Here is a 25,318-nt window from a genome sequence, read left to right on the forward strand (position 1 = left end):
CCTTTCCTCCGTAGCCTGATGCCTCCCCCTCTTTGGCGAGGGGTCAGGCCGTTTTCGGCACTGCATGCCGTGCGGAGTGACGCGCTTGAGTTCGCTATTTGAGATCCCTGCGCAGCTCGCCATGCTGCTCACGCTCGCCGCCACGACGGCCGGGCAAGAGCCTGCCGCGGCCGTTTCCCAAGCCGGGTCGCTGCATGCGCCGGTGGTCATCGAGCCGCTGGAGGGGCCGCTGCGTTTCACCGAGCGCACCTGGCTGCGGGCGCTACGCGAGAACCCGCAGCAAGCAGAAGACCTCGCGGCGCGCGTTTTCGTCACCAGCGGAGGCCGCTTCTACGTTCCGGTCGCGAGCGACCGGCGACGCATCCTCGAAGCACGCAATGACGCGTCGCTCGCCGCCCGCCTGGCGCGCGCCAATGCCGAGCGCAATGCCGTGCGCATGCGCAACGCGCTCGATCGGATGCCGGCGGCAACCGATCTCTACATTGCCCATGTATTCGGTCCCGAGACGGCGGTCAGACTCGTCAAGGTGGTCGGCACGGCACCCGATATGGCGCTGAAAAAGGCATTCCCAGGGCTATCCGCCAGCCTGCCCGAGCTCGGCCGCAGCGCCGCCGGGCCGATCACCGTGGGCCAGTTCTACCGGCTGCTCAGTGGCGCCCTGCGTGAACCGCCGCGGCTCGTCGCCATCGGCTTGAAGCCGACCGTGGAGGATCCGCCGCGACGGGATCTTATTGCCGAGCAGCTCGAACGCGAGGACGTGGCCTGGCAAACGGAAGTGAACCTGGCCAGAGCGGAGCGCAGCAGCGCTCAGTAGCGGAACTGCTCGGCCAGCACGCGCTCATCGAGGCTGTGGTCGGGATCGAACATCATGAACAACTCGACATTGCGGGCCTTTTCCACTTCCACGCGGGTAACGCCGCGCGTCTCGTAGTGGTCGGCAACGGCGCTGACCGGCCGCTTGTCCGCCTCCAGGACCTCGATCGTGATGCGAACCTTGTTGGGCAGCAGGGCGCCGCGCCAGCGGCGAGGGCGGAAGGGGCTGATCGGCGTCAGCGCCAAGAGCGGTGCATTGATGGGTAGGATCGGTCCGTGCGCCGAGAGGTTATATGCCGTCGATCCGGCCGGTGTGGCGACCAAAACTCCATCGCAGACGAGCTCCTCCATGCGCACCGTGTCGTCGACGAGGATGCGCAGCTTGGCCGCCTGATGCCGCTCGCGGAATAGCGAAACCTCGTTGATAGCCAGCGCCTTGTGCGCCTTGCCGGCCTTGTCGTAGGCGATCATCGATAGAGGGTGGATGCGGCTGACGTCAGCGTCGGCGAGGCGCTGGCGCAGGTTGTCCTCGCTGTAGTCGTTCATGAGGAAGCCGACCGAGCCGCGGTTCATGCCGTAGATGGGCACGCGGTCGTTCATGAACCGGTGCAGCGTTTGCAGCATGTGGCCATCACCGCCGAGCGCCACGATGGCATCGGCCTCGGCCGGGTCGCAGTCGCCGTAGATACTGGCCAGGCGCGTGCGCGCGCTGATCGCTTCGGGCATTTCGCTGGCCACGAATGCAATCTTGTCGAATTTGGTCTTCGGTTTTGGCATGGTTGCTATGAGGCGGCAGCGCGGGGCGTGGGAGGCTCGCTCAAGTGCAGGAAAACGACAAGTCCGTTCTGATCTACTCGACCTTTCCTTCGCCCGAGGCCGCCGAGGCGGTGGGGCGCGAATTGGTGGAGCGGCGGCTCGCCGCCTGCATCAACATCCTGCCCGGTATGACGTCAATTTATCGTTGGGAGAGCGCCATAGTGCGCGACAGCGAGGCGGTCATGATCATCAAGACGCGCGAGTCCCTCTCGGGCCGTGTGATCGATGAGGTTAAGACGCGCCATCCATACACGAACCCGGCGCTGGTCGTGCTGCCGATCACAGACGGCTCGGCCGACTATATGCGCTGGCTGATGGGCGAGACGACGGCGCCGGAACCGGCGGGAGAGCCGCCGCAGGACTAATAGACGCCGCCGAGGCTGAGCATGAGATTATAGCGCGGCGTGCCGGGGGCGGGACGACGGAAGCTGCCCGACTTCTTCTTAACCTGACGCTGAGGCCTCGGCGTGACTGCGGGCGGCGGTGAGACCGCTGCCGGCGACGTGGCGCTCGGCTCCAGCGCGGCGGTGGCTACGCCCGGCTGCCCGGGTGCCGTCGTGCCGGGAATGAGCGGCTGTTGCTGCGTCACCGGCGGGAATTCCTTCGGCGCGCCGATCGCCATGCGGCCCGGCAACGGCTCGGTGGAGACGACGCTGTTGGGCAGCGGCGTGTAAAGGCGCGTTGCCGGCTGCGCACCGTTGGCCTTCCACGGCAGCACTTCCGGCGCTGCGGCAACGGCGTCCTCGCCCTTGCCGCGCGGCTGCGCAGCGACGGTCGGCTCGTTGGCGCCGCACGAGCGCCCGGTGTGCGATTTGAGCAGCGTCAGCAGCAGGTAATCGGGCTTGTCGACCGGCAGGGCGGCGTTGGCGCGCGTCGTGAAGTCACGCATCGCCTCGCGCGTGTTGGCGTTCCACGCGCCATTGGCGCGTCCCCAATAGCAGCCGACGCGCTTCAACTGCTGCTGAATGTCGACGACGAGTTTGTAGCGGCTCTCGGGATCCGTCGGCTCGAGCGACCCGGAGGGGCCGGCAGCGGTTGGCATGACGCTCGTCTGCCAATTGGCAACCGACTCGACTTTGGCGGCAGGTGTCGGCGTCGCAGGTGCCGGTGCGACCGCAACGTGCGGCTTGCTCGGAGCTTGCGTAAGGGTCAGGGCAGGCGAGAAGCTGGCAACGCGCGAAGGAGCGGCCGTCGGGGCACGTGGGATGCGAGGCCGGCTGGCGGCCACGCGCGCCGCTTGGGTGCGCTTTGCCTGCTCGAGCTTTGCCTGTTCGAGCGAGGTGTCGCGGTCAACGGGCGCGGGGAAATACACAAACAAGCCGACGCCGATGCCTGCCAACAACACGAAGCCGCCAAGGCCACGCATAACGGTCAACTCCTTAACGCTTCCACTCGGCCAACATCGGGGCCGGGGCGTGAACGCGCGACAGCCATCAACGGTTCTGGCGCGCGAGCCTAGGTAGAAGCGATGACAATGAGCTTAAGACGCCGTGACAAAAACTTCAGTTCTTAAGTCCCTTCCGGGCCTTAACTAAAATAAATCCGCCCACGGGCTTATGCAACCCGCTGAGCTAACTTTATCGACCGCCGGGGGCCGCTGTCGCACTGTGCAAATCGCATCGTCCTGGGGGTAAGTCTTGTTCATGTGCTGAGCAATGTGTGGACAGCCGCGGGGCAGTTTGCGGGGCGGAATTGAGGCCGGATTCCGGCCTCTGAAGCTACAGGGCTGATTCTCTTAACAAAAGATTTCGAATCGCGTAGCAAAGGCAACCGAGGGGGCAGTTCCGCGTCTGTAAACTTGTCGCCTCGGCTCGTGGGGAAAGTTGCGCACAGGGGGAATCGAGCGGCGATGCCCGCCCGTGCCTGAACCCTCCCCTCGGGAAGAGGCTCCAGCTCTCGGCACGCCATCTGTGCGTGCGGTCGCCGGTCTGCCGGATGCCATTGGGGAATGGCGCCGGAGCTCAACGGACCGATCGGGCCGCACGCAGCAGCATGAGGTGCCCTGTATATCGTTGGAGATGGATAGTCTGTCCGTACCCGCCCTCCGGACAGGACAAGTCAAGCGCCGGCACCCGTGACGCGTCGACAGCCGGCGATCATAATTCATGAGGGCAAACATGAGACATGCTCTAGGCGTGTTGGGGGTTCTCGCGGCCGGCGTTCTACTCGCCGTTTCGTGCGCGATGAACTGGCGGTTTGGCGTCAGCCTCGGCAGGACCGAGTTCGACGGCCAGATCTACGGCGCGGCCAGCGCGGCCGCAGACTGCATGAAGGCACTCGTGCCTTTCTTCTTCTTCGCCGCAATACGCACCAGGATGTGGTCGCAGGCAGCCGCCTCCGCCCTCGTCTGGGTCGTGGTCACCTCCTATTCGCTGACCTCGGCCTTGGGACATGCGGCGTTGAACAGGCTCGACACTGCCGGCCAGCGCACCGCGACGTCAGATAGCTACAAGGATCATCGCGCCGATTTGGCTCGGGCCCAGGAGCAATTGTCCTGGATCCCGCAGCACCGCCCTGCTCAGGCGGTGCAGGCCGATATCGACGCCTTGAAAGGCGAGCGCCAGTGGGGCTGGACCGATCAGTGCACCAAAGCCAGCAACAGCAAGGGGCGTAGCTTCTGTCAGAAGTATCATGCTCTGTCGGCCGAGCTCGCTTCCGCGCAACAGTCGATCGCGCTCGAAGCTCGCATCGCCGACATCCAAGGCAAGATGGCCAACGTTACCGGTGCTGCGGTGATGTCGGAAGCCGATCCGCAGGCTGCGGTTCTGGCCAAGCTCGCCGCGTTGATCGCCCCGTCCATCAAGGTCGAGGACGTGCAGACCGCGCTCACGGTCTTCATCGCACTGTTGCTCGAGGTTGGTTCGGGCTTCGGTATGTACATCGCCTTTAGCCAGTGGCGCCTCTACGAGCGCCACACGCCGACCGCACCGCGTATGGTGCCGGTCAGCACCGCTGCGGCAGCGGTGGCGGCCCCCAAGGCCGTTGCGATAGCAAAGCCGCGTTCCGGCGCGAACGACAATAGGTCGACTACCGAGACCAAGATCGCGGCGCCGGCTCCACAGAGACTGATCGCTCCCGAAACGGATGTGGAGCGCTTCTACAAGGAGAGGATCGAGACACAAGACGGATCGAGCTTGACTGCAACTTCGCTGTACGAGGACTACTGTGCATGGTGTGAAGATCAGCAGAAAGAGCCGCTCGCGCTACCGACATTCGGTCGGGAGTTCGGTGAGCTCGGAGTCCAGAAAGCAAGGATCGCAGGAAGGGTGCGGTACATCGGCATTGCGCTGAGGTCCGCCGGCGAGCTCGAGGAGGATAAGAAGCTGACGGCCTTTGGCGAGAAGGCCGCCTAGAAATAGGCTTCGACGAAAGGCCGCGTGAGCGGCCTTTCTCATTTTCTGTATCCAGCTTGCGGAGGAGGGCGGCTCAGGCCGCCCTTTCTTTTTGCCCGGCAGGTGCGGCCGCCAGCCCCGAGATCTTCAGCGCGAACGCGTAATCGGCAGCCATCTCGCGCAGCTGCTCGTAGCGCCCGGAGGCGCCGCCGTGGCCGGCCTCCATGTTGATCTTGAGCAGGATCAGGTTCTCCGAGGTGTTCTTCTCGCGCAGGCGCGCGACCCACTTGGCCGGCTCCCAGTAAGTGACGCGCGGATCGGTGAGGCCGCCGTAGGCAAAGACGTGCGGATAGGCCTTCGCCTCCACGTTCTCGTAGGGGCTGTAGGAGTGGATGATCTCAAACTCCTCGCGGCTGGTGATGGGATTGCCCCACTCCGGCCACTCGGGCGGCGTCAGGGGCAGATCCTTGTCGAGCATGGTGTTGAGCACGTCAACGAACGGCACGTCGGCGATGATGCCGAGGAACAGCTCCGGCGCCATGTTGGCAACGACGCCCATCAGCATGCCGCCGGCCGAGCCGCCGTTGGCGACGATGCGGCCGCGACGCGTCAGCCCCTGCGCCACGAGATACTCACCGGCGGCGATGAAGTCCGTGAAGGTGTGCGCCTTGCGGGCGAGCTTGCCGTCCGTGTACCAGCGGTAGCCCTTGTCCTTGCCGCCGCGGATGTGGGCGATGGCGTAGATGAAGCCGCGGTCGACCAGCGACAGGCGCGTGGTCGAGAACGAGGCGGGGATGGAGATGCCGTAGGCACCGTAGCCGTAGAGCAGCACGGGCGCCGAGCCGTCGAGCGGTGTGCTCTTGTGATAGAGGATCGACACGGGAACGGTCTCGCCGTCGGGCGCCGGGGCATAAAGGCGGCGGGTGACATAGTCAGCCGGGTTGTGCCCGCTCGGCACCTGCTGGCGCTTGCGCAGCGTGCGCGACCGCGTCCGCATGTCGTAGTCGTACGTCTCCGCCGGCGTGGTCATCGACGAGTAGACGAAGCGCAGCGTCGCCGTATCGAACTCGTATCCGGGCGCGATGGAGAGCGAGTAGGCCTCCTCGGGGAACGCAATGACATGCTCGGCGCCGTCGGCGAACTGGCGCACGATGATGCGGGGCAGACTACCCTCGCGCTCGAGGCGAACCATATGATCGCGGTAGAGAACCGTGTCGAGGATGAGGCAGCCGGGCCGGTGCGGAATGAGCTCCCGCCAGTTTTCCATGCTCGGCACCGACACCGGCGCCTCGCAGATGCGGAAATCCTCGGCGGCCTCCGAGTTGGTGGTGATGATCAGCTTGTCGCCGTGGTGCTCGACCGAATATTCGTGTCCGGTCGTGCGCGGCTCGACGACCAGCGCTGGCTCAAGAGGCGCATCGGCATCGATGAGGCGAACCTCGCTCGTCTGATGGTCGTGCGCGTCGATGACGATGAACTTGGCGGACTGCGTCGATGAGACGGCGACGTAGAAGCCGATGTCCTTTTCCGCATAGACGAGAACGTCGTCCTCGACCGGCGTCCCGACGATGTGCCGGTAGACGAGGAGCGGCCTATGGTGCTCGTCGAGGCGCACATAGAATAGGGCCTTGCTGTCGTTGGCCCATACGACGCTGCCGCGCGTATCCGGAATGCAATCGGGCAGGTCGATCCCGGTGGCGACGTCGCGCAGGCGGATGGTGTAGAGCTCGGAACCCTTGTCGTCGCTGGCATAGGCGAGCAGGCGGTGATCCGGACTGTGCTGGAAGCTGCCGAGGTCCCAGTAGGGCTTGCCCTCCGCCTCGCGGTTGCCGTCGAGAAGCACAGCCTCGCCTTCACCGGAGCGGGCCTGACGGCAGACGAGCGGATACTGACCGCCGGCGACGAAGCTGGTGTAGTAGGCAAACGGCCCGTCGGGGGCGGGCACCGAGCTGTCGTCCTCTTTGAGACGCCCGCGCATCTCGCGAAACAGCTCTTCCTGTAGCGGAAGCGTCTCCGCCAGCTGGGCCTCGCAGTAGGCATTCTCGGCGTCGAGGTAGGCGCGGATATCCGGATCCAGCACGGCCGGATCGCGCATGACCTCCTGCCAGTTGTCGGCCTTCAGCCAGGCATAGTCGTCCACCAGCTCGACGCCGTGCCACGTGGCGACGCTGGGACGGCGCGGCGCGCGTGGCGGCTTGACGAAGGCATGACGATGGGCGGGGCCGTGCATTGTTCTCTCCACGCGAAAACCACCAGCAGTAAGTGGGGCCGCTCGTTCGCGGCTAAGCACTGGGTGACGTCGGACGGCACGCACCCGGAGTGGCAATGATCGTCCGCAGGACGGCCGAGGATGAGACGGATAGGGCTCGGGCTTGTCAACTTTGAGGAGATCAGCCGACCCACAACCTTTCCGCGCATGAAAGGATTGTCGAGTAGATGGGTCAGCTCAGATAAGGATTTCTGATCAAGAAGCAAGGCGATACTTGCTACTGAATGCGTCCCTGCTTGCATAGCGCACCGATCGAGCGAGCAAAAATCTTTGGAGCGCCAGCACTTAATGTGCGCAAGTGTTAAAGGCACGCCAGGGAACGACGTTAACAAACTTCGGAGCCAGAGGAGAGCCGCGCAAGATTATCCATACCAAGTGTATGCTCCGCACCTCTTGTTGACTTTACTTCAGACCGGTGCGAAAGCTGGCGGCTGGAGCGTATTTCCTCGCAGTTGACCGAGGTCGAGGTCTGTTCATTCTCGTCGAGGTCTACGCAGCCGAGGTATTCGATTGTCAAAAGCACGTCGTTGAATTGCGAAAAAGGGCATATCTGCAATCGCCTGGAGGGCGGATTGGAAGACTCATCTGAACCAGAACTCGTGGAGCTGACCGCCAAGATCGTTTCGGCCTACGTGAGCAATAACTCTGTCGTCGCCAGTGACCTGCCGCATTTGATCAGTGAAACGCACGCCGCCCTGAGCCGCGCCAGTGGTGGCTCGCTGCCCGTAGAGCGGGAGGAGCAGAAGCCGAAGGTGCCGGTGAAGAAGTCGGTGATGCCCGACTATCTGATCTGTCTCGAGGACGGGAAGAAGTTCAAGTCGCTGAAGCGGCACCTGCGCACCCACTACAACCTGTCACCGGAAGAGTACCGGGAGAAGTGGGGGCTGCCGCACGACTACCCGATGGTGGCGCCGAACTACGCGCGTGCCAGATCCGATCTCGCCAAGAAGATGGGTCTTGGCACCCGGCGCGAGAAATAGTTCCTCAGACCTTCCAGCACGCGTTGCCGCGCTGCGCCGGAACACGCCGGAGATAGTCGGCGACCTCGGCCCGATAGGCGCGCAGGAGCTGGGCATGGCGGGCCAGGTCGTAGGCCCAGTGCCCGGCGCGTCCGCGCTGGCGCTCCAGACGCAGAGCCCGGCGCATACGCGCGAGCAGCCTGGCGTGCTCAGCGACGCTCGTTAGTTCCATCTCGTGGGGCCAGAGCGGCAGCAGCCGCGGCAGATCTCGCCGGCGGTCGTAGCCATGCGCGGTGTCGGCGCCTGCGGCAGGAGCATTTTCGGTGGGCATCTGAAAGGCAGGGCGGTGAAAGGAAGTCGCAACCTTCGCACCGCCCTCGGTGCCGAGGATTAGTGCACCTCGGGAGCGACACTTATCCCCCCCGTTCACCCGCCCGGTAGTTTGCACACCAGGGAGTAGTGCTTCGCACGTATGATCCGCCGCAAGACGAACCCGCCTCGCCTCACCACCGAAAGCTGGAAGATGCTGCAGCCGTTCGCACGCCCAATTGACCCCACCGTCACGCGCTATTGTCGGCAACTGCGAAGCCCCCCTCCTCGACCGGCGGATGTCCGGCGCGAGGCTATCGAGCAAGCCGTGGTTCAGGTGTTCGCCGTCGCCGGCCATGACCTGCGCCGCACCACGCGGGGGCGCGCAAGGGTTGCGCTCGCGCGGCAGGTCGCCATGTACCTCGCGCACGTCGGCTGCGGCCTGTCGCTCACCGAAACCGGACGCTTGTTCGGCCGCGATCGCACCACGGTCGCGCACGCCTGCGGCGTCATTGAGGATCGGCGCGACGATCCGGTTTTCGACCGGGCGCTGGACCTTCTCGAGTGGGCGGTGCCGGCGCTGTCGACGCGTGCATTCACCGCGCCCGCGACCGCGAGCTGAGCCGCGATGTCCGCCGCACGTTCGAGGTCAAGAGCGCAGAGGCCGCGTGCAGCCGCCGCCGTCAACGCCGACGAAAGCCCCATCGCCTGGCTGCGCCGGCGCAAGGATCGCAGCGGCGAGGCGATGATCTCGCAGGCGCAGTTCGATGCCGGCGAGCGGCTGCGGGCCGACTTCTTCTTCGCGCAAATGACGCCGCGCACGACCACGAATTGGGCCTCGTTGTCTCCGCGGCAACGCGGTCGACGCTACGGCGCGGCGCGGCAAGCCGGCGCGGACATGCTCGACAACGCGGCGGCGGCTGGCGAGCGCGTGCGCCGTGCCCTGTCTGCCGTGGGCCCCGAGCTATCAGGGGTGCTGATCGACGTGTGCTGCTACTTGAAGGGGCTCGAGGAGGCGGAGCGCGACGCCGGCTGGCCGCAGCGCTCGGCCAAGATCGTGCTGCAGCTGGCGCTGACGAGACTGGCGCGCCACTATGGCTTGGAGACGGTCACCCAAGGCAGAGGCGCTGGCATCGTGCGCCATTGGGGCGGCGCCGACTATCGCCCGCTCTTCGACGTGCCTGCGGACGACGCCAGCTAGGTGGCGGGGGCGCCTTGTGCGCTGGCCGCTGCATCGGCGCGGACACGGGCGACCATCGAGGCAAGGCCATTCGACCGCTGCGGAGTCAGGTGCTCCTTGAGGCCCAGCTTGCCGAAGATCGGATCGGGATCGAGGGCGAGCACCTCATCGACGCTGCGTCCATTATAGATGGCAGCGAGGATGGCGATGAGCCCGCGTACGATGTGTGCGTCGCTGTCGGCAAGGAAGCTGAACTCCCGGCGGCCGTCGGCGTGCCTGGTGCTCGTCGCCAGCCACACCTGGCTGGCGCAGCCGCGCACCTTGTTGGCATCGGTGCGCAGCGCTTCAGGGAGCGGCGGCAGACCGCGGCCCAGCTCGATCAGATAGCGATAACGGTCCTCCCAGTCGTCGAGGACGGCGAAATCGGACGTGATCTCCGAAAGTGTCGGCAAGCAGCGTGCTCTCTTGAAAGGTTGATTGGTAACTATTCACATAGGTTGCCGAAAGGCAAATGCGCAAGGCCGGCGCCTGGAAGCGCCGGCCTATGTCGTGCCGTGGGGTGAACGGTACGGCTCAGACGCCGCTGCGCGAGGAGCCGCGCCAAGCAGGCTCCAAGTCGTCGGCGCGCAGCGTGCCACGCGGCGTCAGGTCGACGGTGGGCTCGATCAGGCTGCGGCTCTGATCCCTGCCGGTGTTCTTCATGACGAGCTCGTACGCCATGGCGGCGCCAAACTGCGCCTTCTTGACGAACCCGGCCCACAGCACGCCGGCCTGCTCGCAGGTGGGGCCGTTGCGATCGCAGAACGTTGCCGTCCAATGCACCGCCGAGGCCGCGCGGTTATAAAGGGCGGCTTGCTGCTCGCGGTCGGCCGGCAGGATGGCGACGACGACGGCGACGAGGATGCCTACCTTCAGAATGGACATGTTGGTTTCTCCAACCTGCTCCCAGTTCCCAGCCTCCTTCATAGCAGGGCGGTATCAACAAACTGCCTCATGCAAGCGGAAAAATTGCGTCCAATTGCATGCAATTTTTACGCATGCGCGCGGAGCTCGCGGCGACGCGAGGCCGGCGCCATCGCAACGTTCCGTCAATGAGAGTTAAGCGGTCGTTAACACCCACCCGCGCATACTTGCGGATCATAGTAAGCAGCGCGTGAGGGGTCGAGTGATGCTGCCGAAGCGGGTGACGGTGCAACTGCTGTCGTTCCTGGTGCTGAGCGGGGGCGTTGCCGCGAATGTCTTCTTCCTGCAGCCGAGCGGCCGCAGCGCCACGAGCGCGCGGGTGAGCGAGGCCACCGCCTGGAACATCGCCGCCATCGAGGCGGCCGAGTTCGGCGACACCGGCTCTATTGGAAAGCCTGCAGCGGCCAAGGCGCCGAGCGGCCTCAACCTGGCGGCGCTGAGCGTCGATGCCGCCCCGGCCAAAGGGTCCGGGCAGACGGAGGTAACGCGCGCGATACAGCGCGAGCTGCAGATCCGCGGCTACGAGACGGGCGCGCGCGACGGCATCGCCGGAGTAATGACGCGCGGCGCCATCATGGCCTTCGAGCACGATCACGGCTTGCCGCTCACGGCGCGGCCCAGCGAGCAGCTCCTGAAAGCGATCATCCTCGGCGAAGGCGGCAAGGCGCGCGGCAAGGGCGGCAAGGCGGAGACCCTCGAGGCGCAGGATGTGCTCCGCTCCGTGCAGCGCTCGTTGGCCAAGCTCGGCTACAAGCCGGGCCCCGCCAACGGTAAGCTGACGCCCGAGACGGCGCGGGCCATCCGCGCCTTCGAGAGCGATCAGGCGCTCCCCGAGACGGGGCGCGTCTCAGGACCGCTGATTGCGCGGCTGGCGCGCGTCTCGGGCGAGGGGCGCGTGGCCGCGGCCCCGTAAACGCTCGCGTGCTTGCCAGTATGGTGCACGGCCCTAGAGTGCCGGCCATGCGGCTGCGCGCGGAATTCTGGGTGAAGGCCTACATGCGCCGGTGTGCCATCGAGGGCGCATCGGCGGTGGTCGTGCGTCACGGGGATGACGACGCCGGCGCCATCTACATCAAGGTCGATCGTCTGGACGGCACGTGCCTGGTGTTCGGGCCGGCGCCCGCCGGCCTCGAGGGGGCAGAAAGCGACCGGCGCTGGGTCGCCCAGCTTGCAGCCGGCGGCGTTGAGTCCGCCAAGGCGGACGAGTTCCTGGCGCGCGAAGCGCGTTTCGATTCCGATCTCTGGGTAATCGAGGTCGAGGACCGCCAGGGCCGCCACTTCCTCGACGACAGTCTCGTGGGGTGATCGACAAATTCGCCCAGCCGACATGTGGGCGGCAGTGCGTAGTCGCCTTCTCGGGTGCTTTATCCCAGAAGCCGACATCGGGAGCCCCATGATGGCGATATCGAAGCCGTCGCACACAGTGTCCGCTGATTGCTGAAAAGCGGGCCGAAGCGGCGAATGCTCGGCGCGTGCTGACGACCCCGGTCGGAGATGGATGGTCTAGCGCGAGGCGTTCTCGGAGGCGGGGGCGTGCAGCGCATTGAGATTGAGCCCAATAAGCCGCCATCTGGGGTCGCCATTGCGCACAAGAATGCCAATCGGATCGTCCTCGACGGCCTTGTCGGAGGCTGCGTGCCGCACGTACCAGCCATCGCTCTTTCTTATGAGAAAGACCTGATGCGAGACGATCGTGTCCCTGTAGCGCTGATCTGCATGGACGAGGTTGGCGATGGTGCCGGACGGGATGCGCGCGAGCGCTTGAGGTAGGGCCTTCAGCGGCAGCACGGTCAGCGTCGCCTGCTTGGCGGGAAACGACCTACCCAAATGCTGCAACTTGAAAAGCAGTTGCCGCTTTCCCACTTCGGGGATCCCGCCCTGAAGACCCGCCAGGGTTTTGCGGAGGTACCACTTCCTCTTCGAAATAGTCTTGTGCACGTTGACAGCGTTTCGGCCTGCGACGTCGGAAGTGATATCGCGCAGATAACCTGCGCGCACGTTGTTCGGCACCCAGTCGAGCTCGACGAAGTGGTTGCGCGTGGCGTAGCCGATTTGTCCGTCCCTGTAGCGGATCTTCTGCAGGGTCCGCGTGGCCAAATCCAGGTCGCTATCCAGGGACAACGCCATCACGGTCTCGACGAATGTGGTGCAATCGAAGGCGTCAAAGCGGATCAGCGGATCGCGGTCGAACTCGCCGTCGAGACCCTCCCCAAGGGCTCCGAGCTTGTAAGGCACGCCGAGGAACAGTTGGCTGATGGCTTCCACGCGCTGCGGCAACGACGTGGCCTCCCGATGGATGCGGCGAAGCTCTTCCTGGACATGCGCGTTGCTCGGGGGCTGGAGCCGCCCCAACGGAGCGACAGAAGAGCCGCCGGCCACGACAGCGGTACTGAACAGGCTGATCGTGGCCGCAACCGCCACACAAGCTCCAGCCTGAATGGAGCGCAAACGCACGTCCCCCTCCCCCTCTTGCCGGCCGTTCGCGCTCCCAATGTAGACCGGGAAGCGGCGCTTGGCTCGGGAAACGTGAGCCCGCTCTCCTCGAATTCTATTTGGCAGACGGGAGCACGTGCATCAGACCCCTGCCGGGGAAGTCGACCGTCGAGCCTCCGCGTCACTCGATCCCGAAAGCGGAAGTTGGCTGGCGCTGGGTCGCCAATCTGTCGCCCGCCGGTGTCGAGATCGAGAAGGCGGACGAATTCCTGGCGCGCGAGGCGCGCTTCGATTCCGATCTGTGGGTAATCGAGGTCGAGGACCGCCAGGGCCGGCCCTTCCTCGATGACAGCCTGGTGTGATTCAGATCGAGAAATTCTCCCAGCCGCGCGCACGAGGGGAGCTTCGGATGCGGGACATCAGGTCGCGTACCTATAAACCGGTGGGCTTCTGCAAGCCCAAGAGCGGCCATCGAGGAGCCGATCGACCCCAAGTCGCTGTAGGGGCAGCAGCGGACATGTGGGCTGCAGTGGTTGTCGCCATGCTCGGGTGCTCTAGCGCATGAAGTGGACTCTGGCGGTCTCTGGTCGATTGGGCGAGTGGCGTCTTCGACCTCGTCCGCTGTTTAAGGTGTACCGGGCAAAGCAGCGGGGGTCTGTGCATATGGATACTCATTGTCATGGTTATGCCGTCATGCGCCGCATATACCCGCTCATGAAGTTCTCCGAAAACGGCCCCGATATCCCTTCAGAGCTCATCGATGCAGCGCTTCGCGGCGAGGTCGTCTTCCTCTGCGGGGCAGGCGTTTCCCAGCCTGACTTGCCGAACTTCGAGGACCTGACTCAGAAAGTTTTCGCCAATCTTGGCCTCGCAATGGATGCCGCTGAGCGCCACTCTTTCGAGGCGAAGCGCTACGAAGAAGCCCTCGGCTCGCTCTCAAGGCGCCTTGCTGATCGCAGAAGCCTCTACGATGCAATTTTTGCCGAGCTTGATGCTGACAAGGCTAGAAGCCTTCAAGTGCATGCAACGCTTCTGAGGCTCTCGCGCGACTTCGAGGGTAAGCCCGCGCTCGTGACTACAAATTTCGATACGCTCCTTGAGCGGGCGTTGCAGGACCAAACCAAAGCGCAGGTCCGCGACAAGAGCTTCGCGAGCGCTCAAGTTCCGGCTCCAGCAGGACCGCGCTTCGAAGGCATCATTCACCTGCATGGCAGGTTTGCAGACAAGAAGCTTGGACTGGACGAGAGCGATCTGGTGCTCACGAGTGCCGACTATGGTGACGCCTACCTCCGTTCGGGATGGGCGGCGCGCTTCCTGTACGATCTTGCGAGGACACGAACGATCGTGCTCGTGGGTTACAGTGCGTCCGATGCACCTGTCCGCTACATTCTCAACATCCTTGAGGCGGACCGAGAGCGTTTCCCCGATCTCAAAACGATATACGTGCTCGATCAGGCGAAGCCCAACAGTCCCAATCCATCGGCTGCATGGGACGCAATAGCTGTTGAGCCGATCCTCTTCTGCGTCAGCTTTGAGCAATTCTGGGCCGACATGGGCGCCTGGGCTGATCTTGTTGAGCTGCCGCGCCAATGGCGCAAGGAGAGACTTGCTGAACTCGCTGGCAGGCAGATTGACCAAGTTCATCCGTGGGAGTTGGACCAGGCGATCTGGATGCTGAGCCAGCGGGATGGCATGGAGCAGCTGGAGCAGCTTCCCTTCTCACCCCAGTGGATCGAGTTCATTAGAGCCCACGATCTCTTCAAGCCGAACAGTGGCTCGGATTGGGCGCTATGCAGGTGGGCGATCGCCCACTTCGAGAGCCCTCTCGCCTTCCAAGAAGTTTTGAAATCCGCTGGCGCTATTGGCGAGCATGCCGCCGCCCTACTGCTGCGAGGGCTCGACGACAAGAATCGCAAGCCTATCCCTCCTCATCTTCAGCGAGCTTGGCGCCTACTTGTGATCAGCTTGCGGCAGACCAAGCCGCATGATCGCTGGATGCACTATGGGGCCTTTGGAAGAGTGAAGGCCGACATCGCCTCGGGTGACGATCTGCGAGAAATCCTCCAGTTGTTCACGCCGACACTTCACCTTAGTGTGCCGTATTCCTCTTATGAGCCATCTGAAGAGGAGCCCACTCTATCGGCACTCTGCCGCCGCGAATTCAAGACGCGGGGACACCCCCAACTCGAAGATCTTCTGAAGGTTATCCCTCCCAACTCAGTTGCCATATGGCCGCTGATCCAGCTTGCCACTGGAGCACTTCTTGAGGCGCTGCTCTTGGCTCGCGACGCCGAGCGCACTGGCGCTCGTGATGATCTTGTCGGCTACGACGTTCCCTCCATCGCAGATCATCCACAGAATGCGCACCACGATGGATTCTTACCCCTAGTGCGCTTGTCGGCCGAGCTTTGGGTGCGGCTGTCGGCCATCGACCCTGCCAAAGCACGAGTCGTCGCTGAGACCTGGAGGCTAGGCGATTTTCCGATTGTTCGCAGGCTATGGCTCTTTACCATGCATCAAGACACCACCCTCAGTGCATCTGAGGTCGTCTCAGCACTTATCGCAATGCCTCTTGAGGACTTCTGGGATCACCGCAAGGAGATCATGGAGCTGCTCCGGGATCGAACCAAGGGTGCGCAGGCACTCGACGAATTGGCATCTCGTATCGTTGCTGGTCCACCACTTGATGAAGAACGGGATGAGAAGGTGCGGCAGCGCATCCGTGACAATGCCGTCTGGATCTATCTGCAGCCTTTTGCACTTGGGATAACGCCACCACCCTCCGCCGCAAGGCTAGCTTTGGACGATATCAACGCCCGCAAGAAGTGGAATGATCGACCCTTCGAGGAAAGCAATTTCTTCAAGGTATGGTTGGGCGATGTTCGGAGCGGGCCATTCGGTGATGCGGCGCCCCTTGCTCAAGCGCCGATCGAAAAGAGGGTCGAGATCGCGGCGGCGCTTGAGCAGCACCACACGTTTGATCAGTCCGATGTTTGGCAGGTGTATTGTCACGACGATCCCGACGGAGCCTTTGATGCTCTCGTGGCATCGGCCGGGGTCACCGCGCAGACCGATCGATGGCGGAGTCTTCTTTACGCGATAGTTGGGGTAGGAAGCGCAACAGAAGAGGCGAAGACACGCGGGGCGGCACTTTGTGTCCGCGTCTTCGACATTGTGGCCCAGCATCCAACCTACGAACTCAAAGATCTCTCGCATCCCCTCGTTGATCTCTATACCTACGCCGTAGAAGTTGGTGCCCCAGCTGCCGACGGGACCTGGGATTCCCTTTGGGAGTGCTCGCGTGTGGCCGATCAACAAGTGATCGAGGTCACCACGCACGAGGACCCTGGATATGAGCTGATATTCCAGGCCATCAATTCTTCTCCCGGTAAGCTGGCGCGTCTCATGGTCAATCGCCTCGGTTCAGCGTGGCAGTCGCTAGCGCCCGCCGATCAGGCGAGCTCAGAGAAGCGCTTTGCGATGATGACTGCAGACCCCTCAGCGATGGGGCAGCTCGCACGCGCTATTCTTGTCGAGTTCGTGGCGTGGGTTCACCATTCCCTTCCGCAGCTGATCGATGAACTGAAGCAGCGCATGAGTGGAAGCGATGCCGAAGGTTCGGCGTTGCGCTCCATATTGGTAGGCGCCAGTCCAAGTATCGGCGCGCCACTGATGGCGCAGCTGAAAGAACCGCTTCTGCTCGGCGTTGTTGAGCACAGGGGAGAGGGCGCGACGACATCGAATGCTGCTATGCGGTTGGTCGCCTATGTTTGCCATGACCTCGATCGTCCGGCAGACGATCCCGCACGGCTTGCACCCGGTGAACCCAAATCTCTACTCTCGAAGGCGAGGCCAGAAATTCGCGCTGAAGCTGCAGAAACATTGGCCAATTGGCTAAGCAGAGAGACAGAGCGTCCGCGGGATGAGCTTTGGCGGACGAAATATTCAAAGATGTTCCAGCAGCTCTGGCCTCCTGAAAGGCGGGCGCAGACCAACCGTGCGTCCCTGTCGCTTGCCAAGCTGACGTTCGCGGCGGATGAGGCTTTCCCTGAGGCACTCAGCAAGATCAGACCGTATATCGTCGCTCTCGACGAGGAATGGCCGACGCTCCATTTCATGACTACCGAAGATGCCAAGGCAATTGTTGATCGCTTCCCTCGTCAGGTGCTCGAATTGCTCTGGCTCTTGTTGAGGCCTGCATCAAGGGGGCAGTGTTCAGAGCTTGGCGAGACCCTCGACCGCATCAAGGCAGCAGAGCCATCGCTGGAGCGAGATCGACGCTTTCAACTACTTGAGACGAGGGCACTGCGACTCTAGTAGTCGGTATCCCAATCAAGTATGAGGCCTTGCGTTGGGAGCGCAATGACCGCTGCTGAAAGCAATGCGGTCGTGCTGCTCAGCCTCGACAACCCAAGTTGTTGATGTCCGCAAACTCGGCATTCCGAAGATCGCGACGGTACGACGGCTCAGGTCCAAAAGTCTGTTCAGGAAGAAACTGCGAAGCGGCTGACGTTGGTGGCGATGTCCGCCTAGGTCCGAAAGCCGCAACGCCAAAATCGTTCGCAGGCGCCGCGCCCACGAGCGCACCAACGAGCCACAGCCGCCGACCAAGTGTGCCGCGCGCTTTAGGTTTTGGTAACGCCTGGCGTTGCCAGCTTGTACACTGTGATTCGCACGGCTCATGACCAAGACGCTTGACGGCATGAGCGAATCGAGGGGCCGCCATGTCACGGGGGACGCACATGGCACAGATACTCAGCTTTCGTACCCCAGAGTTCAGAGCCAGCGACGCCGTGGGGCGGCGCGCTGGCTTTTCCGCCGAGGTCATCCTGTTCCCGGGCGTGCGCTACGAGCGCTGGGGCGAGCCGGACGCAACGTCGACCGGCGCCGAGCGCCGCGAAAGTCGCGACGTTCTCGAGCTCGCGGAGTAGTCACAGCGTAAGCGGGTCAAATCAGAAGGATCGCGCCGTGCATTGCGCGTCCTTAAGGGCGGCTTCGACTTGCCGCTGATACGAGAAGCCCTTGTCGGGCCCGCGCACGACGACGATCCCCTTCGTCGCCGATACGGCGGTGGGCGGCTGCACGTCGCGGGCAATGCCCCGCGACTCGGGCGTGACGCCGAGAAAGGCTTCCTCGGACGGCACCAGCACGAGCGACACCGGGGTGGGGCGCGAGGGGACGGAGGCGGTCGCGTAGATGTTGTCGCCCTGCGGTGTCACGACCGTCAACGTCCATCCCTGATCCGGCGGCAAGGTCGAAGATACGGTCACAGGACCGCCTGAGGTGTCGAAGCGGCACATGGCATAGCGCGCGTCGGGAGACATGAACGGCAGCGGCTCGGCGCCCGGCGCGGCTACGTTCAACACCTGCATGCGATTGACGGGCAGCCCCGGCGCAAGGCGGCTGTAGGCGGATGCTGCGGTCAGGTGCGGTGCCGCCAGCGTGGCGCAGATGTGCAAGATCCCGGCGGCGACGGGTGCCGCTAGAATGAGCTGCCAGTTGGCGCGCGATAGTGTGTCGGCGATCTTCATCGGCATTGCACGCGGCGGATCACGGGCATCGCTTTGGGTTCCGCCTCGGTCTTTCCGAGCATCGGCGTTCCCGCATCGAAGGTGGTGTACATCAAGGCAAGACGCCCGGCGCCGCCGGTCGGCAGCCAGTTGCCCGGACTCGCCTCGCGCCCCAGGGCAACGCCGAAGCTGCCGTCCGGGCGCAACGCGATCGACTGGCTCGTATAGGCGTAGCGCTGCGCGGCATTGGCGATGAGATCGCCGCGATCGTTGAAGACGGTCAGGCTCCACCAGTTATTGCCGGTGTCGCGTCCTTCGACGAGATAGTCGCACGAGGAGTGCAGCCGGTTGCCGTCGCTGTCGGTGTAGGCGAGGTAGGTGAGCGCGATCTCGGTGGTGAGCTGCAGCGTGCCGAGGCGCGCGAAGTGGGCACGCGTATAAGGGTCGGCATCGGGGCGGCCAGATGATGTCCAGCCGACCCAAGGCCCGTGCTTCTCGGTCGTCAGGCGCGTGCCGACGTCGATCATGTACCAGCTGGTGCCGAGGCCGAGGATCAGCACGGCGCCGATGAAAGCCGCCCAGTCGCCGAGGATCCCAATGAGGATCGAGAGGCGTTTCTGCAGCCGGTGCAGACCGACGTGAACGGGTGTGAGAGCGCTATGGGACAGCACGTGCGGGTGTTCCATCGAGCGGCGGTTGAGCTACGCCGAGCGTCGTGCGGCGCGGTTCAGTGCCGGGAGCGGTTCCGTCGGCGCGCTTGTTGCTTGGCGCGGTGGGGGCCGGTGCGGTCGGAGTGCTGCCAGTGCTACCAGGCGCGGTGGTCGGCGGCGGCTCGGCAATGCCGCCCGCCTTGCGCAGCGCCTGCGCGACCTTGCGCAAGGCTTCGCGCGTCTGGTCGGACATCAGGCTCGATGTCGTGCGCTGCGCTTCCCCGCCCGCGGCGGCGCCCTCCGGGCGCATGGCGGCGACGCGCTGCTGCTCGGCGACCTGCACCGGGTGCGGCTGCAATCCCGGGATGTTCGGGATGTTCATGTCGGTGTGCACCACCGACATGAACGAGTGCCACACCGGCGCAGCGTAAACGCCGCCCGTGGTGCCTCCCGCCATCGGACGGTTGTCGTCGTTGCCGAGCCATACCGTTCCGACGTATTTGCCGGTGAAGCCGACAAACCAGACGTCCTTCGGGCCGGTCGAGGTGCCGGTCTTGCCGGCGACGTTGGTGAAGTCGAGCTGCGCCCGCTGGCCGGTGCCCTCGGTGACCACCTTGTTCATCATCCAGTTGAGCTGCTCGGCCACCTTGCGCTCGACGACCTGCGGGGCTTCCGGCTCGTCGCGGTCGCGACTGTAGACGAGGTCGCCCTTGGATGAGACGAGATCGAGGATCGCATACGGCTTGGCGAGCTTGCCGCCGTTGGCGAAGGTGGCGATGCCGCCCGCGTGCTCGAGCGGGCTGATGCCGTAGTCGCCGAGCGCCATCGAGCAGGTCTTGCGGATGCCGGTGATGCCGACGCGGCGCGTCATCTCGATGACCTTGTCGCGCCCGACGGCGAACGACAGCTCGGCGGCGACGGTGTTGAGCGATCTGGCGAGCGCGTTCCACAGCGGCATGCGCCCGCCGCCGCCGTGGCTGCCACCATAGTTCTGCGGGTGCCAGCGGCCGCAACTGCGCGAGGCATCGCGCACCTGCGTCGTCGGCGTGTAGCCGTTCTCGAGCGCCGTGGCATAGACGTAAATCTTGAACGAGGAGCCGGGCTGCCGCCTGGCGTGGGTGGCGCGGTTGAATTGGCTCTCGCCGTAGTCGGGGCCGCCGGTCAGCGCGCGTACGGCGCCGTCGATCTCCATGAGCGCGATAGCGCCGCTGGTGACACGATTGCCGCGGTAGTTGCGCAGGGCGGTGGTGAGCGCCTCGTCGGTCGCCTTCTGCATGTTGAGGTCGACGGTGGTGCGCGCCGTCAGCACGTACTGGCCGCGGCCGGCGGCGATGCGCTGCACCTCCTCGAAGGCCCAGTCGAGGAACCAGTCGGGGCTGTTCGGGTTGCGGCTTTCGATGGTCTTGGCGGGATGCACGCGCGCCCAGTGCACCTGCCCCGAGGTATAGAATCCCGCCTCGACGAGATTGTTCAGCACCTCGTTGGTGCGCGCGCGCGAGGCCGGCAGGTTGACATGCGGAGCGTACTTGGTCGGCGCCTTGAACAGGCCGGCGAGCAGGGCGGCCTCGGCGAGATTGACCTGCCGCACCGACTTGCCGAAGTAATACTGCGAGGCGGCCTCGACGCCGAAGGCGCCGCCGCCCATGTAGGCGCGGTCGAAGTAGAACTTGAGGATCTCGCGCTTGGTGAAGCGGCTCTCCAGCAAGAGGGCCAGGAACGCTTCCTTGATCTTGCGCTGCAGCGAGCGCTCCGACGACAGGAACAGGTTCTTTGCCACCTGCTGGGTGATCGAGGAGCCGCCCTGCACGACCTCGTTGGCCTGCAGGTTGGTGGCGAGGGCGCGCGCGGTGCCGAAGACGTCGATGCCCCAGTGCTCGAAGAAGCGGCGGTCCTCGGTGGCGAGTGCGGCCTTGATCACCGAATCGGGAATTTCGTCGAGCGGCACCGCGTCGTTGTGCAGGATGCCGCGCTTGCCGATCTCGTTGCCGTTCTGATCGAGGAACTTCACCGCGAACTGGCCGGTGAGGAACTTGCCCTCGTTGAACTCGTTGAAGGCCGGGATGGCGAGTGCGAACATGACGACGAAGCCGCCGGCCCCCATCGACAGGGCTTCGGAGGCGGCCTCGTTGGCGAGCCGCTTCCAGCCGGTGATCTTGAAGCGGGCAAAGAAGCTGTTGCCGGCGTTCCAGTAGTCGCGCACCGCCGCCCAGGTCTCGGCGAGCGTCGAATCGATCTTGGAATCGAGGCCGAGCCAGTTGATGACCCGGTCGCGGCGCCCGCGCTTGAAGAGCCAGTCTTGCACGTCGTGTGAGTCCCGGCGTTGCATTGCGTCGCCTCATATGGCGCCGGCCTGGGGCGGGCATGAGGCACGACTCAGTCGCTATCGTCGAACGAGGTTACTTATACATAAGCCGGGGCGGAGATGTTAAGGCGGCAGCCGGCGCATTTATGAACATGCTTGTCCGGCGCTCGGCCGCGAAACGGGCCTCGTTGCCAGGCATTAGGCTCGCCTGGCTGCGGTGCGGCGGCAATCAGTAGCGTGCTACACGTCTTCTGCCGGAGCGTTCTCCGGCACGCCGTACCACGCCCTGCGCCAGTGACATGCCGGCCGGCACCAGTTGCAGCATCTGTCGCACCCCCTGGATGGTCTTGTGCCCCGGTTTGAGGGGTCCTTGCACGCCGCCCGCTCGCTCGGGGTAGAAGCGGGCGGGCCGTGAGGGGGCACCAACAACGGACAGTTGACCAACCAGTTCTAGACAGCTGTGACCCTAGGGCTCGATCTCTTTTTAAGCGCCTAGACACTGAGAGCGCCTGAGGTAGTTTCGAAGCAGATGGTGATTCTTAGCTGCCTATCACGATGCAGCATATCCGACTGATCCAGGATGGAATTGTCGTTCGCCACGGCGGCGTTGAGGAGCATTTGCGAGAAGCGCCAAAAGGCATCGGCTGCTCTGGGGAAGGTAGCTGCCATTGAACTCGCGGCGCGAATAGCCGATCTCGTCGCTTGCGAAACTGCGAGCGAACTCATCGATCTCTTCCCGGAGGATATCGTGGCGCTGAATCCAAGAGAGCGCGCGATCCGACTGAGAGCAGGACTAGAGCTTCGGTTCTGCTCGGGTCACGTTAAGACCCCGACTTCTGGGGCTGGCACCGATTGGTCACGCGTTACCCGCATCAAGATTATTGGCCTGGAGACCGTAGATGACTGAAGCTCTGTTTCAGCCAGATTGGTTGTCGAGGCCCGGTGATACCATTTCTACCTTGATGTCGCGACGTGGGTTTCACTCCGGACATCTAGCGATGTTGATGGGGAGAGAGCGGCGGTTCGTACATGGGCTGCTGGCGGGTAGCATCGGTATCAATAACGACATTGCTGCCTCGCTCTCAAAGCATCTCGGGGGGTCAGCAACGTTCTGGAGAACAAGGCAAAGGCAATTCGATTTGGCATTGGATCAGGCGGTAAGCGCGTTGCCACCCGAGAGGGCTAAAGAGTGGCTGCGCCTCCTTCCTCTGCGAGACATGCTGTCAGCGGGATGGGTTGCCCACGCCAAAGGCCGCGAAGCACTCCGGTCAGCCTTAGCCTATTTTGGAGTGTCGGGGCCGGATGACTGGAAGAGCCGCTACACATCGTTCGCCAATGCATTCTCGTACCGCTCATCGCCCACCTATGGGTCTAAACTCGGGGCGCTCTCGGCTTGGCTACGTCAAGCGGAAATCGAAGCCGAAGGATCGATATGTGTGCCGTGGAGCGCAGATCAATTGAGGGCTAACGTCAACGCAATCCGACGACTTACCAAGCTAAAGAATCCCGCATCTTTCATCCCAAAGCTAAAGGCACTGTGCGCAGACGCAGGAGTATCCGTGGTCTTCGTCCGTGCGCCGTCAGGGTGTCGAGCAAGTGGCGCAACTCGGTTCGTTTCAGTAGACAAGGCAGTCATCGTTCTCAGCTTTCGTCACCTCTCTGACGACCACTTCTGGTTCACGCTCTTCCATGAGATCGGGCACTTACTGCTCCACGGTCGTGACGCGACCTTCATTGATGGCGAGGCCGCTACCAGCTCTGCGAAGGAGAAGGAGGCCAACGACTTCTCTTCGAATGTGCTGATCCCCAGCAGTAGCTTAGAAGCCTTTCACTCTCTACGGGGTAATCTGAAAAGCATTGTGCGATTTGCCGTGTCGATCGACATTGCTCCAGGTATCGTTGTTGGCCAGATGCAGCACAACCAGCTGCTAGGCCCGGCGCAGATGAATTCGTTGAAGCGAAGGTATAAATGGGATGATATTCAGGCGGCTCTCGATTAGCCTCTAAAGTGGACGAAGCGTCGTGGACTCTTTTGCCAATTGCACAGTGAATCTTCCATAGCTTGCATGCCGATGTGCAAGAGGGCATCCAAATCCGTCAGCCACTCTTGGAGTTGTGGAGCGTCAATCGAGGCGTTCACGCGTCCCCCAAACAGGAGGCGCGCTCCCTTAAGCGGGCCGGTTGCCCCTTTCAGATATGCGGATCCTGGGGAGATCGGTGCAAGCTCAAGGCGCCCGACCACCGCGAGGAAGTCGAACTTACCGAGCCTTCCGAAGCTCGTAACGCGCATGGATTTGTAGAGGCGGTCGAAGTTGGAGTGAGGATCGTTTCCACCTTCGATCACACGGGTTATCAGCTGCTGGTGTGATAGCTGCGGTCCTACCCATTCGACGTAGCTTTCTACGACTGCGGCCGTCCCCCTCGCCGAATCATCGCGGAGGCTCTCATACTTGCGGTGATTGCTAAAGGCGCCTCCGATGCGGTTCGCGTTACGGGCAAGCCATCGTCGGAATGATGCCGGATTGGCGCTAACTTCTTCCCAGGTCCAAGTCTTGCGGCCCAGCCCTGAGTACACGTCTCTTAGGCGCTCCCAACCATGCCGAGCGTGTTTCCCGAAGTGGGTCGCCAAGAACGTCAGCCAAATCGCGTCGTCGAGACTGCCCTGCCTTAAGTGCAGCGTCGCTGCCATCTCAGGATCAAACATCGAACTATTAGGGTCGGCCCTAGCCGAGTCAATTTGGCGGCCCCTGCGTATGGCCGTGTATTCGAGCCGCCGCAAGCTCGCCTCCATCTGTAGGGCCAGGGCCTCTCGTGCATCATCCCGGTCGACACCAGGCAGAGGCCGCCGACGCGCCGAATACTCAGCCAATTGTGTCTTCCGGCGTTCAACTCTGGGCATGCGCTTGGGCCACACGTGTCACCTCGAACCAAGAGGGAGAATGAATTGAACGGGCGGCTTCACCACGCGAGGCTTCTTCCCCCGCCGGCTCTCAATGTACGGCCCGTAGGGCTTGAAGGACATCGCTGACTTGATGCTCTGTATTTTCGCGGCATCCCCCGACGCGGCGAACGCTTGTAATAGCCGGATGAGATCCCCCCAATAAGGGTGGATATCAAAAAACCTGGCGTCGAGATCGAGCCCGTTGCGGACCAACTCTTCCGCTTGAAGGAGCTTTGCGACCGCTGGCCAAGGATCGCCCGCTGGCATCGGCGGCATCTCGATAGAAGCTTGCACCGCCTCATTGAGATACTGCTGAGCTGCCTCTCGGTTGTTGTCATAGAGGTGCATGCTTCCCGCGAAGTGTTTGTAAATGCCAATGGCGAGGCCCAACGTGCGCGCGACTAGCTCCTGAATCATTGTGAAGCAGAAGACGTCATGCGGCAGCCCCTTAAAAGCGTCATTGGACCGCATTGTTACGAGCATGTGCAGCCGCCCTCTGCGGATCATGAATTGCATTGTGGTAGTGCAAGGCACTGCTTTGCATGCGCCAGATAGGTCCTCGGCGTTGAAGAGCTGAATGACTGCTTGACGTGTGTCGGGACGACTCTTGAGAAGGTCTATGATGGTGCGAAGCTGATCGACGGCTCTTTGATTGAAGAGACGGGGGCCGTAACCACCGAGTACCCTTTCCCCGTCCTCTGACTCTTTGACGTATGAGCTGCTGCCGGTCTCGTGGACACGCACCTAAGCTAATCGCATCTGCTCCTCGAACGCCACTGGGCTGACATAGCCCAGCGTCGAATGCCGCCGTCGGGGGTTATAGAACCGCTCGATGTAGTCG

26 protein-coding genes are annotated in these 25,318 nt (G+C 63.3%); 13 read left to right on the plus strand and 13 right to left on the minus strand.

The window, feature by feature from the left end; genetic code table 11:
• Window positions 1-121: 121 nt before the first annotated feature.
• On the plus strand, window positions 122-814 hold the full coding sequence (locus F9K20_RS13190) for a hypothetical protein (RefSeq protein WP_291002418.1): 693 nt from the start codon (window positions 122-124) through the stop codon (window positions 812-814).
• Here the strand turns inward: F9K20_RS13190 and F9K20_RS13195 are convergent.
• On the minus strand, window positions 808-1,590 hold the full coding sequence (locus F9K20_RS13195) for an NAD kinase (RefSeq protein WP_291002420.1): 783 nt from the start codon (window positions 1,588-1,590) through the stop codon (window positions 808-810). The two genes, F9K20_RS13190 and F9K20_RS13195, sit on opposite strands and share 7 nt — an antisense overlap.
• A gap of 44 nt (window positions 1,591-1,634) precedes the next feature.
• Between F9K20_RS13195 and cutA the strand changes: the two genes are divergently transcribed.
• On the plus strand, window positions 1,635-1,994 hold the full coding sequence (gene cutA, locus F9K20_RS13200; RefSeq protein ID WP_291002424.1) for a divalent-cation tolerance protein CutA: 360 nt from the start codon (window positions 1,635-1,637) through the stop codon (window positions 1,992-1,994).
• Here the strand turns inward: cutA and F9K20_RS13205 are convergent.
• Window positions 1,991-2,995, minus strand: a complete 1,005-nt coding sequence (locus F9K20_RS13205; protein ID WP_291002427.1) for a hypothetical protein — start codon at window positions 2,993-2,995, stop codon at window positions 1,991-1,993. The genes cutA and F9K20_RS13205 overlap by 4 nt on opposite strands.
• Window positions 2,996-3,746: 751 nt before the next feature.
• Between F9K20_RS13205 and F9K20_RS13210 the strand changes: the two genes are divergently transcribed.
• On the plus strand, window positions 3,747-4,982 hold the full coding sequence (locus F9K20_RS13210; RefSeq protein ID WP_291002430.1) for a hypothetical protein: 1,236 nt from the start codon (window positions 3,747-3,749) through the stop codon (window positions 4,980-4,982).
• Between the two features lie 73 nt (window positions 4,983-5,055).
• On the opposite strand, the gene F9K20_RS13215 is transcribed toward F9K20_RS13210, so the two are convergent.
• The gene (locus tag F9K20_RS13215) at window positions 5,056-7,191 is read right to left on the minus strand and encodes a S9 family peptidase (RefSeq protein WP_291002433.1); all 2,136 of its coding nucleotides are present in this window, start codon (window positions 7,189-7,191) and stop codon (window positions 5,056-5,058) included.
• 611 nt (window positions 7,192-7,802) lie between these two features.
• On the opposite strand from F9K20_RS13215, the gene F9K20_RS13220 reads away from it, so the two are divergent.
• Window positions 7,803-8,210 carry a MucR family transcriptional regulator gene (locus F9K20_RS13220; protein WP_291002436.1) on the plus strand — a complete coding sequence of 136 codons (408 nt, stop codon included), beginning with the start codon at window positions 7,803-7,805 and terminating at the stop codon, window positions 8,208-8,210.
• Between the two features lie 4 nt (window positions 8,211-8,214).
• Here F9K20_RS13220 and F9K20_RS13225 read toward each other — a convergent pair whose 3' ends face one another.
• Complete coding sequence (locus F9K20_RS13225; protein WP_291002439.1) at window positions 8,215-8,421, minus strand: hypothetical protein; 207 nt, start codon at window positions 8,419-8,421, stop codon at window positions 8,215-8,217.
• A gap of 240 nt (window positions 8,422-8,661) precedes the next feature.
• Here F9K20_RS13225 and F9K20_RS13230 point away from each other — a divergent pair, with 240 nt between their 5' ends.
• Together F9K20_RS13230 and F9K20_RS13235 are read left to right on the plus strand one after the other, a co-directional pair.
• Window positions 8,662-9,120 (plus strand): helix-turn-helix domain-containing protein, encoded by a 459-nt coding sequence (locus tag F9K20_RS13230; RefSeq protein ID WP_291002442.1) that lies wholly within the window; start codon window positions 8,662-8,664, stop codon window positions 9,118-9,120.
• A gap of 6 nt (window positions 9,121-9,126) precedes the next feature.
• Window positions 9,127-9,699: a DUF6456 domain-containing protein gene (locus F9K20_RS13235; protein ID WP_291002445.1), complete on the plus strand. Its 573-nt coding sequence runs from the start codon at window positions 9,127-9,129 to the stop codon at window positions 9,697-9,699.
• On the opposite strand, the gene F9K20_RS13240 is transcribed toward F9K20_RS13235, so the two are convergent.
• A complete protein-coding gene (locus tag F9K20_RS13240; RefSeq protein WP_291002448.1) occupies window positions 9,696-10,130 on the minus strand; it encodes a SufE family protein in 435 nt (144 codons plus the stop codon). The genes F9K20_RS13235 and F9K20_RS13240 overlap by 4 nt on opposite strands.
• A 121-nt stretch (window positions 10,131-10,251) precedes the next feature.
• Entirely contained in the window at window positions 10,252-10,602 is a 351-nt protein-coding gene (locus tag F9K20_RS13245; protein ID WP_291002450.1) for a DUF5330 domain-containing protein, read from the minus strand.
• A 244-nt stretch (window positions 10,603-10,846) separates the two neighbouring features.
• On the opposite strand from F9K20_RS13245, the gene F9K20_RS13250 reads away from it, so the two are divergent.
• Together F9K20_RS13250 and F9K20_RS13255 are read left to right on the plus strand one after the other, a co-directional pair.
• Window positions 10,847-11,554: a peptidoglycan-binding domain-containing protein gene (locus F9K20_RS13250; RefSeq protein WP_291002453.1), complete on the plus strand. Its 708-nt coding sequence runs from the start codon at window positions 10,847-10,849 to the stop codon at window positions 11,552-11,554.
• A 47-nt stretch (window positions 11,555-11,601) separates the two neighbouring features.
• On the plus strand, window positions 11,602-11,946 hold the full coding sequence (locus tag F9K20_RS13255; protein ID WP_291002456.1) for a DUF1491 family protein: 345 nt from the start codon (window positions 11,602-11,604) through the stop codon (window positions 11,944-11,946).
• Window positions 11,947-12,144: 198 nt separating this feature from the next.
• Here the strand turns inward: F9K20_RS13255 and F9K20_RS13260 are convergent, their stop codons facing one another.
• Window positions 12,145-13,095 (minus strand): N-acetylmuramoyl-L-alanine amidase-like domain-containing protein, encoded by a 951-nt coding sequence (locus F9K20_RS13260; protein ID WP_291002459.1) that lies wholly within the window; start codon window positions 13,093-13,095, stop codon window positions 12,145-12,147.
• Between the two features lie 98 nt (window positions 13,096-13,193).
• Between F9K20_RS13260 and F9K20_RS13265 the strand changes: the two genes are divergently transcribed.
• The 3 genes from F9K20_RS13265 to F9K20_RS13275 all read left to right on the plus strand — a co-directional run bounded on the left by F9K20_RS13265 (window position 13,194) and on the right by F9K20_RS13275 (window position 18,005).
• Window positions 13,194-13,436, plus strand: a complete 243-nt coding sequence (locus F9K20_RS13265; RefSeq protein ID WP_291002462.1) for a DUF1491 family protein — start codon at window positions 13,194-13,196, stop codon at window positions 13,434-13,436.
• Window positions 13,437-13,788: 352 nt separating this feature from the next.
• Entirely contained in the window at window positions 13,789-17,391 is a 3,603-nt protein-coding gene (locus F9K20_RS13270; protein WP_291002465.1) for an SIR2 family protein, read from the plus strand.
• Window positions 17,392-17,816: 425 nt separating this feature from the next.
• Window positions 17,817-18,005, plus strand: a complete 189-nt coding sequence (locus F9K20_RS13275; RefSeq protein ID WP_291002468.1) for a hypothetical protein — start codon at window positions 17,817-17,819, stop codon at window positions 18,003-18,005.
• 21 nt (window positions 18,006-18,026) lie between these two features.
• Here the strand turns inward: F9K20_RS13275 and F9K20_RS13280 are convergent, their stop codons facing one another.
• From F9K20_RS13280 to F9K20_RS13290, 3 genes are read right to left on the minus strand one after another with little or no spacing between them, the layout of a single operon-like run.
• Window positions 18,027-18,605 carry a hypothetical protein gene (locus F9K20_RS13280; RefSeq protein ID WP_291002470.1) on the minus strand — a complete coding sequence of 193 codons (579 nt, stop codon included), beginning with the start codon at window positions 18,603-18,605 and terminating at the stop codon, window positions 18,027-18,029.
• Complete coding sequence (locus F9K20_RS13285; RefSeq protein ID WP_291002472.1) at window positions 18,602-19,255, minus strand: DUF1214 domain-containing protein; 654 nt, start codon at window positions 19,253-19,255, stop codon at window positions 18,602-18,604. Before F9K20_RS13285 ends, F9K20_RS13280 begins: the two co-directional genes overlap by 4 nt.
• Window positions 19,242-21,560, minus strand: coding sequence for a PBP1A family penicillin-binding protein (locus tag F9K20_RS13290; protein WP_291002474.1), 2,319 nt, complete (start codon window positions 21,558-21,560; stop codon window positions 19,242-19,244). Before F9K20_RS13290 ends, F9K20_RS13285 begins: the two co-directional genes overlap by 14 nt.
• Before the next feature lie 556 nt (window positions 21,561-22,116).
• On the opposite strand from F9K20_RS13290, the gene F9K20_RS13295 reads away from it, so the two are divergent.
• Both F9K20_RS13295 and F9K20_RS13300 read left to right on the plus strand, forming a co-directional pair.
• Window positions 22,117-22,443: a hypothetical protein gene (locus F9K20_RS13295; RefSeq protein ID WP_291002477.1), complete on the plus strand. Its 327-nt coding sequence runs from the start codon at window positions 22,117-22,119 to the stop codon at window positions 22,441-22,443.
• Complete coding sequence (locus F9K20_RS13300) at window positions 22,436-23,536, plus strand: ImmA/IrrE family metallo-endopeptidase (RefSeq protein ID WP_291002480.1); 1,101 nt, start codon at window positions 22,436-22,438, stop codon at window positions 23,534-23,536. The genes F9K20_RS13295 and F9K20_RS13300 overlap by 8 nt, the downstream gene beginning before the upstream one ends.
• Here the strand turns inward: F9K20_RS13300 and F9K20_RS13305 are convergent.
• From F9K20_RS13305 to F9K20_RS21335, 3 genes are all read right to left on the minus strand, one after another.
• Window positions 23,533-24,435, minus strand: a complete 903-nt coding sequence (locus F9K20_RS13305; protein WP_291002483.1) for a hypothetical protein — start codon at window positions 24,433-24,435, stop codon at window positions 23,533-23,535. The two genes, F9K20_RS13300 and F9K20_RS13305, sit on opposite strands and share 4 nt — an antisense overlap.
• A gap of 18 nt (window positions 24,436-24,453) precedes the next feature.
• Entirely contained in the window at window positions 24,454-25,221 is a 768-nt protein-coding gene (locus F9K20_RS13310; RefSeq protein WP_291002486.1) for a thymidylate synthase, read from the minus strand.
• On the minus strand, window positions 25,222-25,318 hold a 97-nt coding region (locus tag F9K20_RS21335), incomplete at its 5' end, for an IS3 family transposase (RefSeq protein ID WP_367238311.1).

Origin of the sequence: Hyphomicrobium sp., from assembly GCF_009026145.1 — a bacterium.
Classification (GTDB): domain Bacteria; phylum Pseudomonadota; class Alphaproteobacteria; order Rhizobiales; family Hyphomicrobiaceae; genus Hyphomicrobium_A.

Bases quoted from the DNA above. Each gene is read 5' to 3' on its own strand.
- F9K20_RS13190 (WP_291002418.1), top strand. From the start codon at position 122: ATGCTGCTCACGCTCGCCGCCACGACGGCCGGGCAAGAGCCTGCCGCG.
- F9K20_RS13195 (WP_291002420.1), bottom strand. From the start codon at position 1,590: ATGCCAAAACCGAAGACCAAATTCGACAAGATTGCATTCGTGGCCAGC.
- F9K20_RS13205 (WP_291002427.1), bottom strand. From the start codon at position 2,995: ATGCGTGGCCTTGGCGGCTTCGTGTTGTTGGCAGGCATCGGCGTCGGC.
- F9K20_RS13210 (WP_291002430.1), top strand. From the start codon at position 3,747: ATGAGACATGCTCTAGGCGTGTTGGGGGTTCTCGCGGCCGGCGTTCTA.
- F9K20_RS13215 (WP_291002433.1), bottom strand. From the start codon at position 7,191: ATGCACGGCCCCGCCCATCGTCATGCCTTCGTCAAGCCGCCACGCGCG.
- F9K20_RS13225 (WP_291002439.1), bottom strand. From the start codon at position 8,421: ATGGAACTAACGAGCGTCGCTGAGCACGCCAGGCTGCTCGCGCGTATG.
- F9K20_RS13230 (WP_291002442.1), top strand. From the start codon at position 8,662: ATGATCCGCCGCAAGACGAACCCGCCTCGCCTCACCACCGAAAGCTGG.
- F9K20_RS13235 (WP_291002445.1), top strand. From the start codon at position 9,127: ATGTCCGCCGCACGTTCGAGGTCAAGAGCGCAGAGGCCGCGTGCAGCC.
- F9K20_RS13245 (WP_291002450.1), bottom strand. From the start codon at position 10,602: ATGTCCATTCTGAAGGTAGGCATCCTCGTCGCCGTCGTCGTCGCCATC.
- F9K20_RS13250 (WP_291002453.1), top strand. From the start codon at position 10,847: ATGCTGCCGAAGCGGGTGACGGTGCAACTGCTGTCGTTCCTGGTGCTG.
- F9K20_RS13255 (WP_291002456.1), top strand. From the start codon at position 11,602: ATGCGGCTGCGCGCGGAATTCTGGGTGAAGGCCTACATGCGCCGGTGT.
- F9K20_RS13270 (WP_291002465.1), top strand. From the start codon at position 13,789: ATGAAGTTCTCCGAAAACGGCCCCGATATCCCTTCAGAGCTCATCGAT.
- F9K20_RS13275 (WP_291002468.1), top strand. From the start codon at position 17,817: ATGGCACAGATACTCAGCTTTCGTACCCCAGAGTTCAGAGCCAGCGAC.
- F9K20_RS13280 (WP_291002470.1), bottom strand. From the start codon at position 18,605: ATGAAGATCGCCGACACACTATCGCGCGCCAACTGGCAGCTCATTCTA.
- F9K20_RS13290 (WP_291002474.1), bottom strand. From the start codon at position 21,560: ATGCAACGCCGGGACTCACACGACGTGCAAGACTGGCTCTTCAAGCGC.
- F9K20_RS13295 (WP_291002477.1), top strand. From the start codon at position 22,117: ATGGAATTGTCGTTCGCCACGGCGGCGTTGAGGAGCATTTGCGAGAAG.
- F9K20_RS13300 (WP_291002480.1), top strand. From the start codon at position 22,436: ATGACTGAAGCTCTGTTTCAGCCAGATTGGTTGTCGAGGCCCGGTGAT.
- F9K20_RS13305 (WP_291002483.1), bottom strand. From the start codon at position 24,435: ATGCCCAGAGTTGAACGCCGGAAGACACAATTGGCTGAGTATTCGGCG.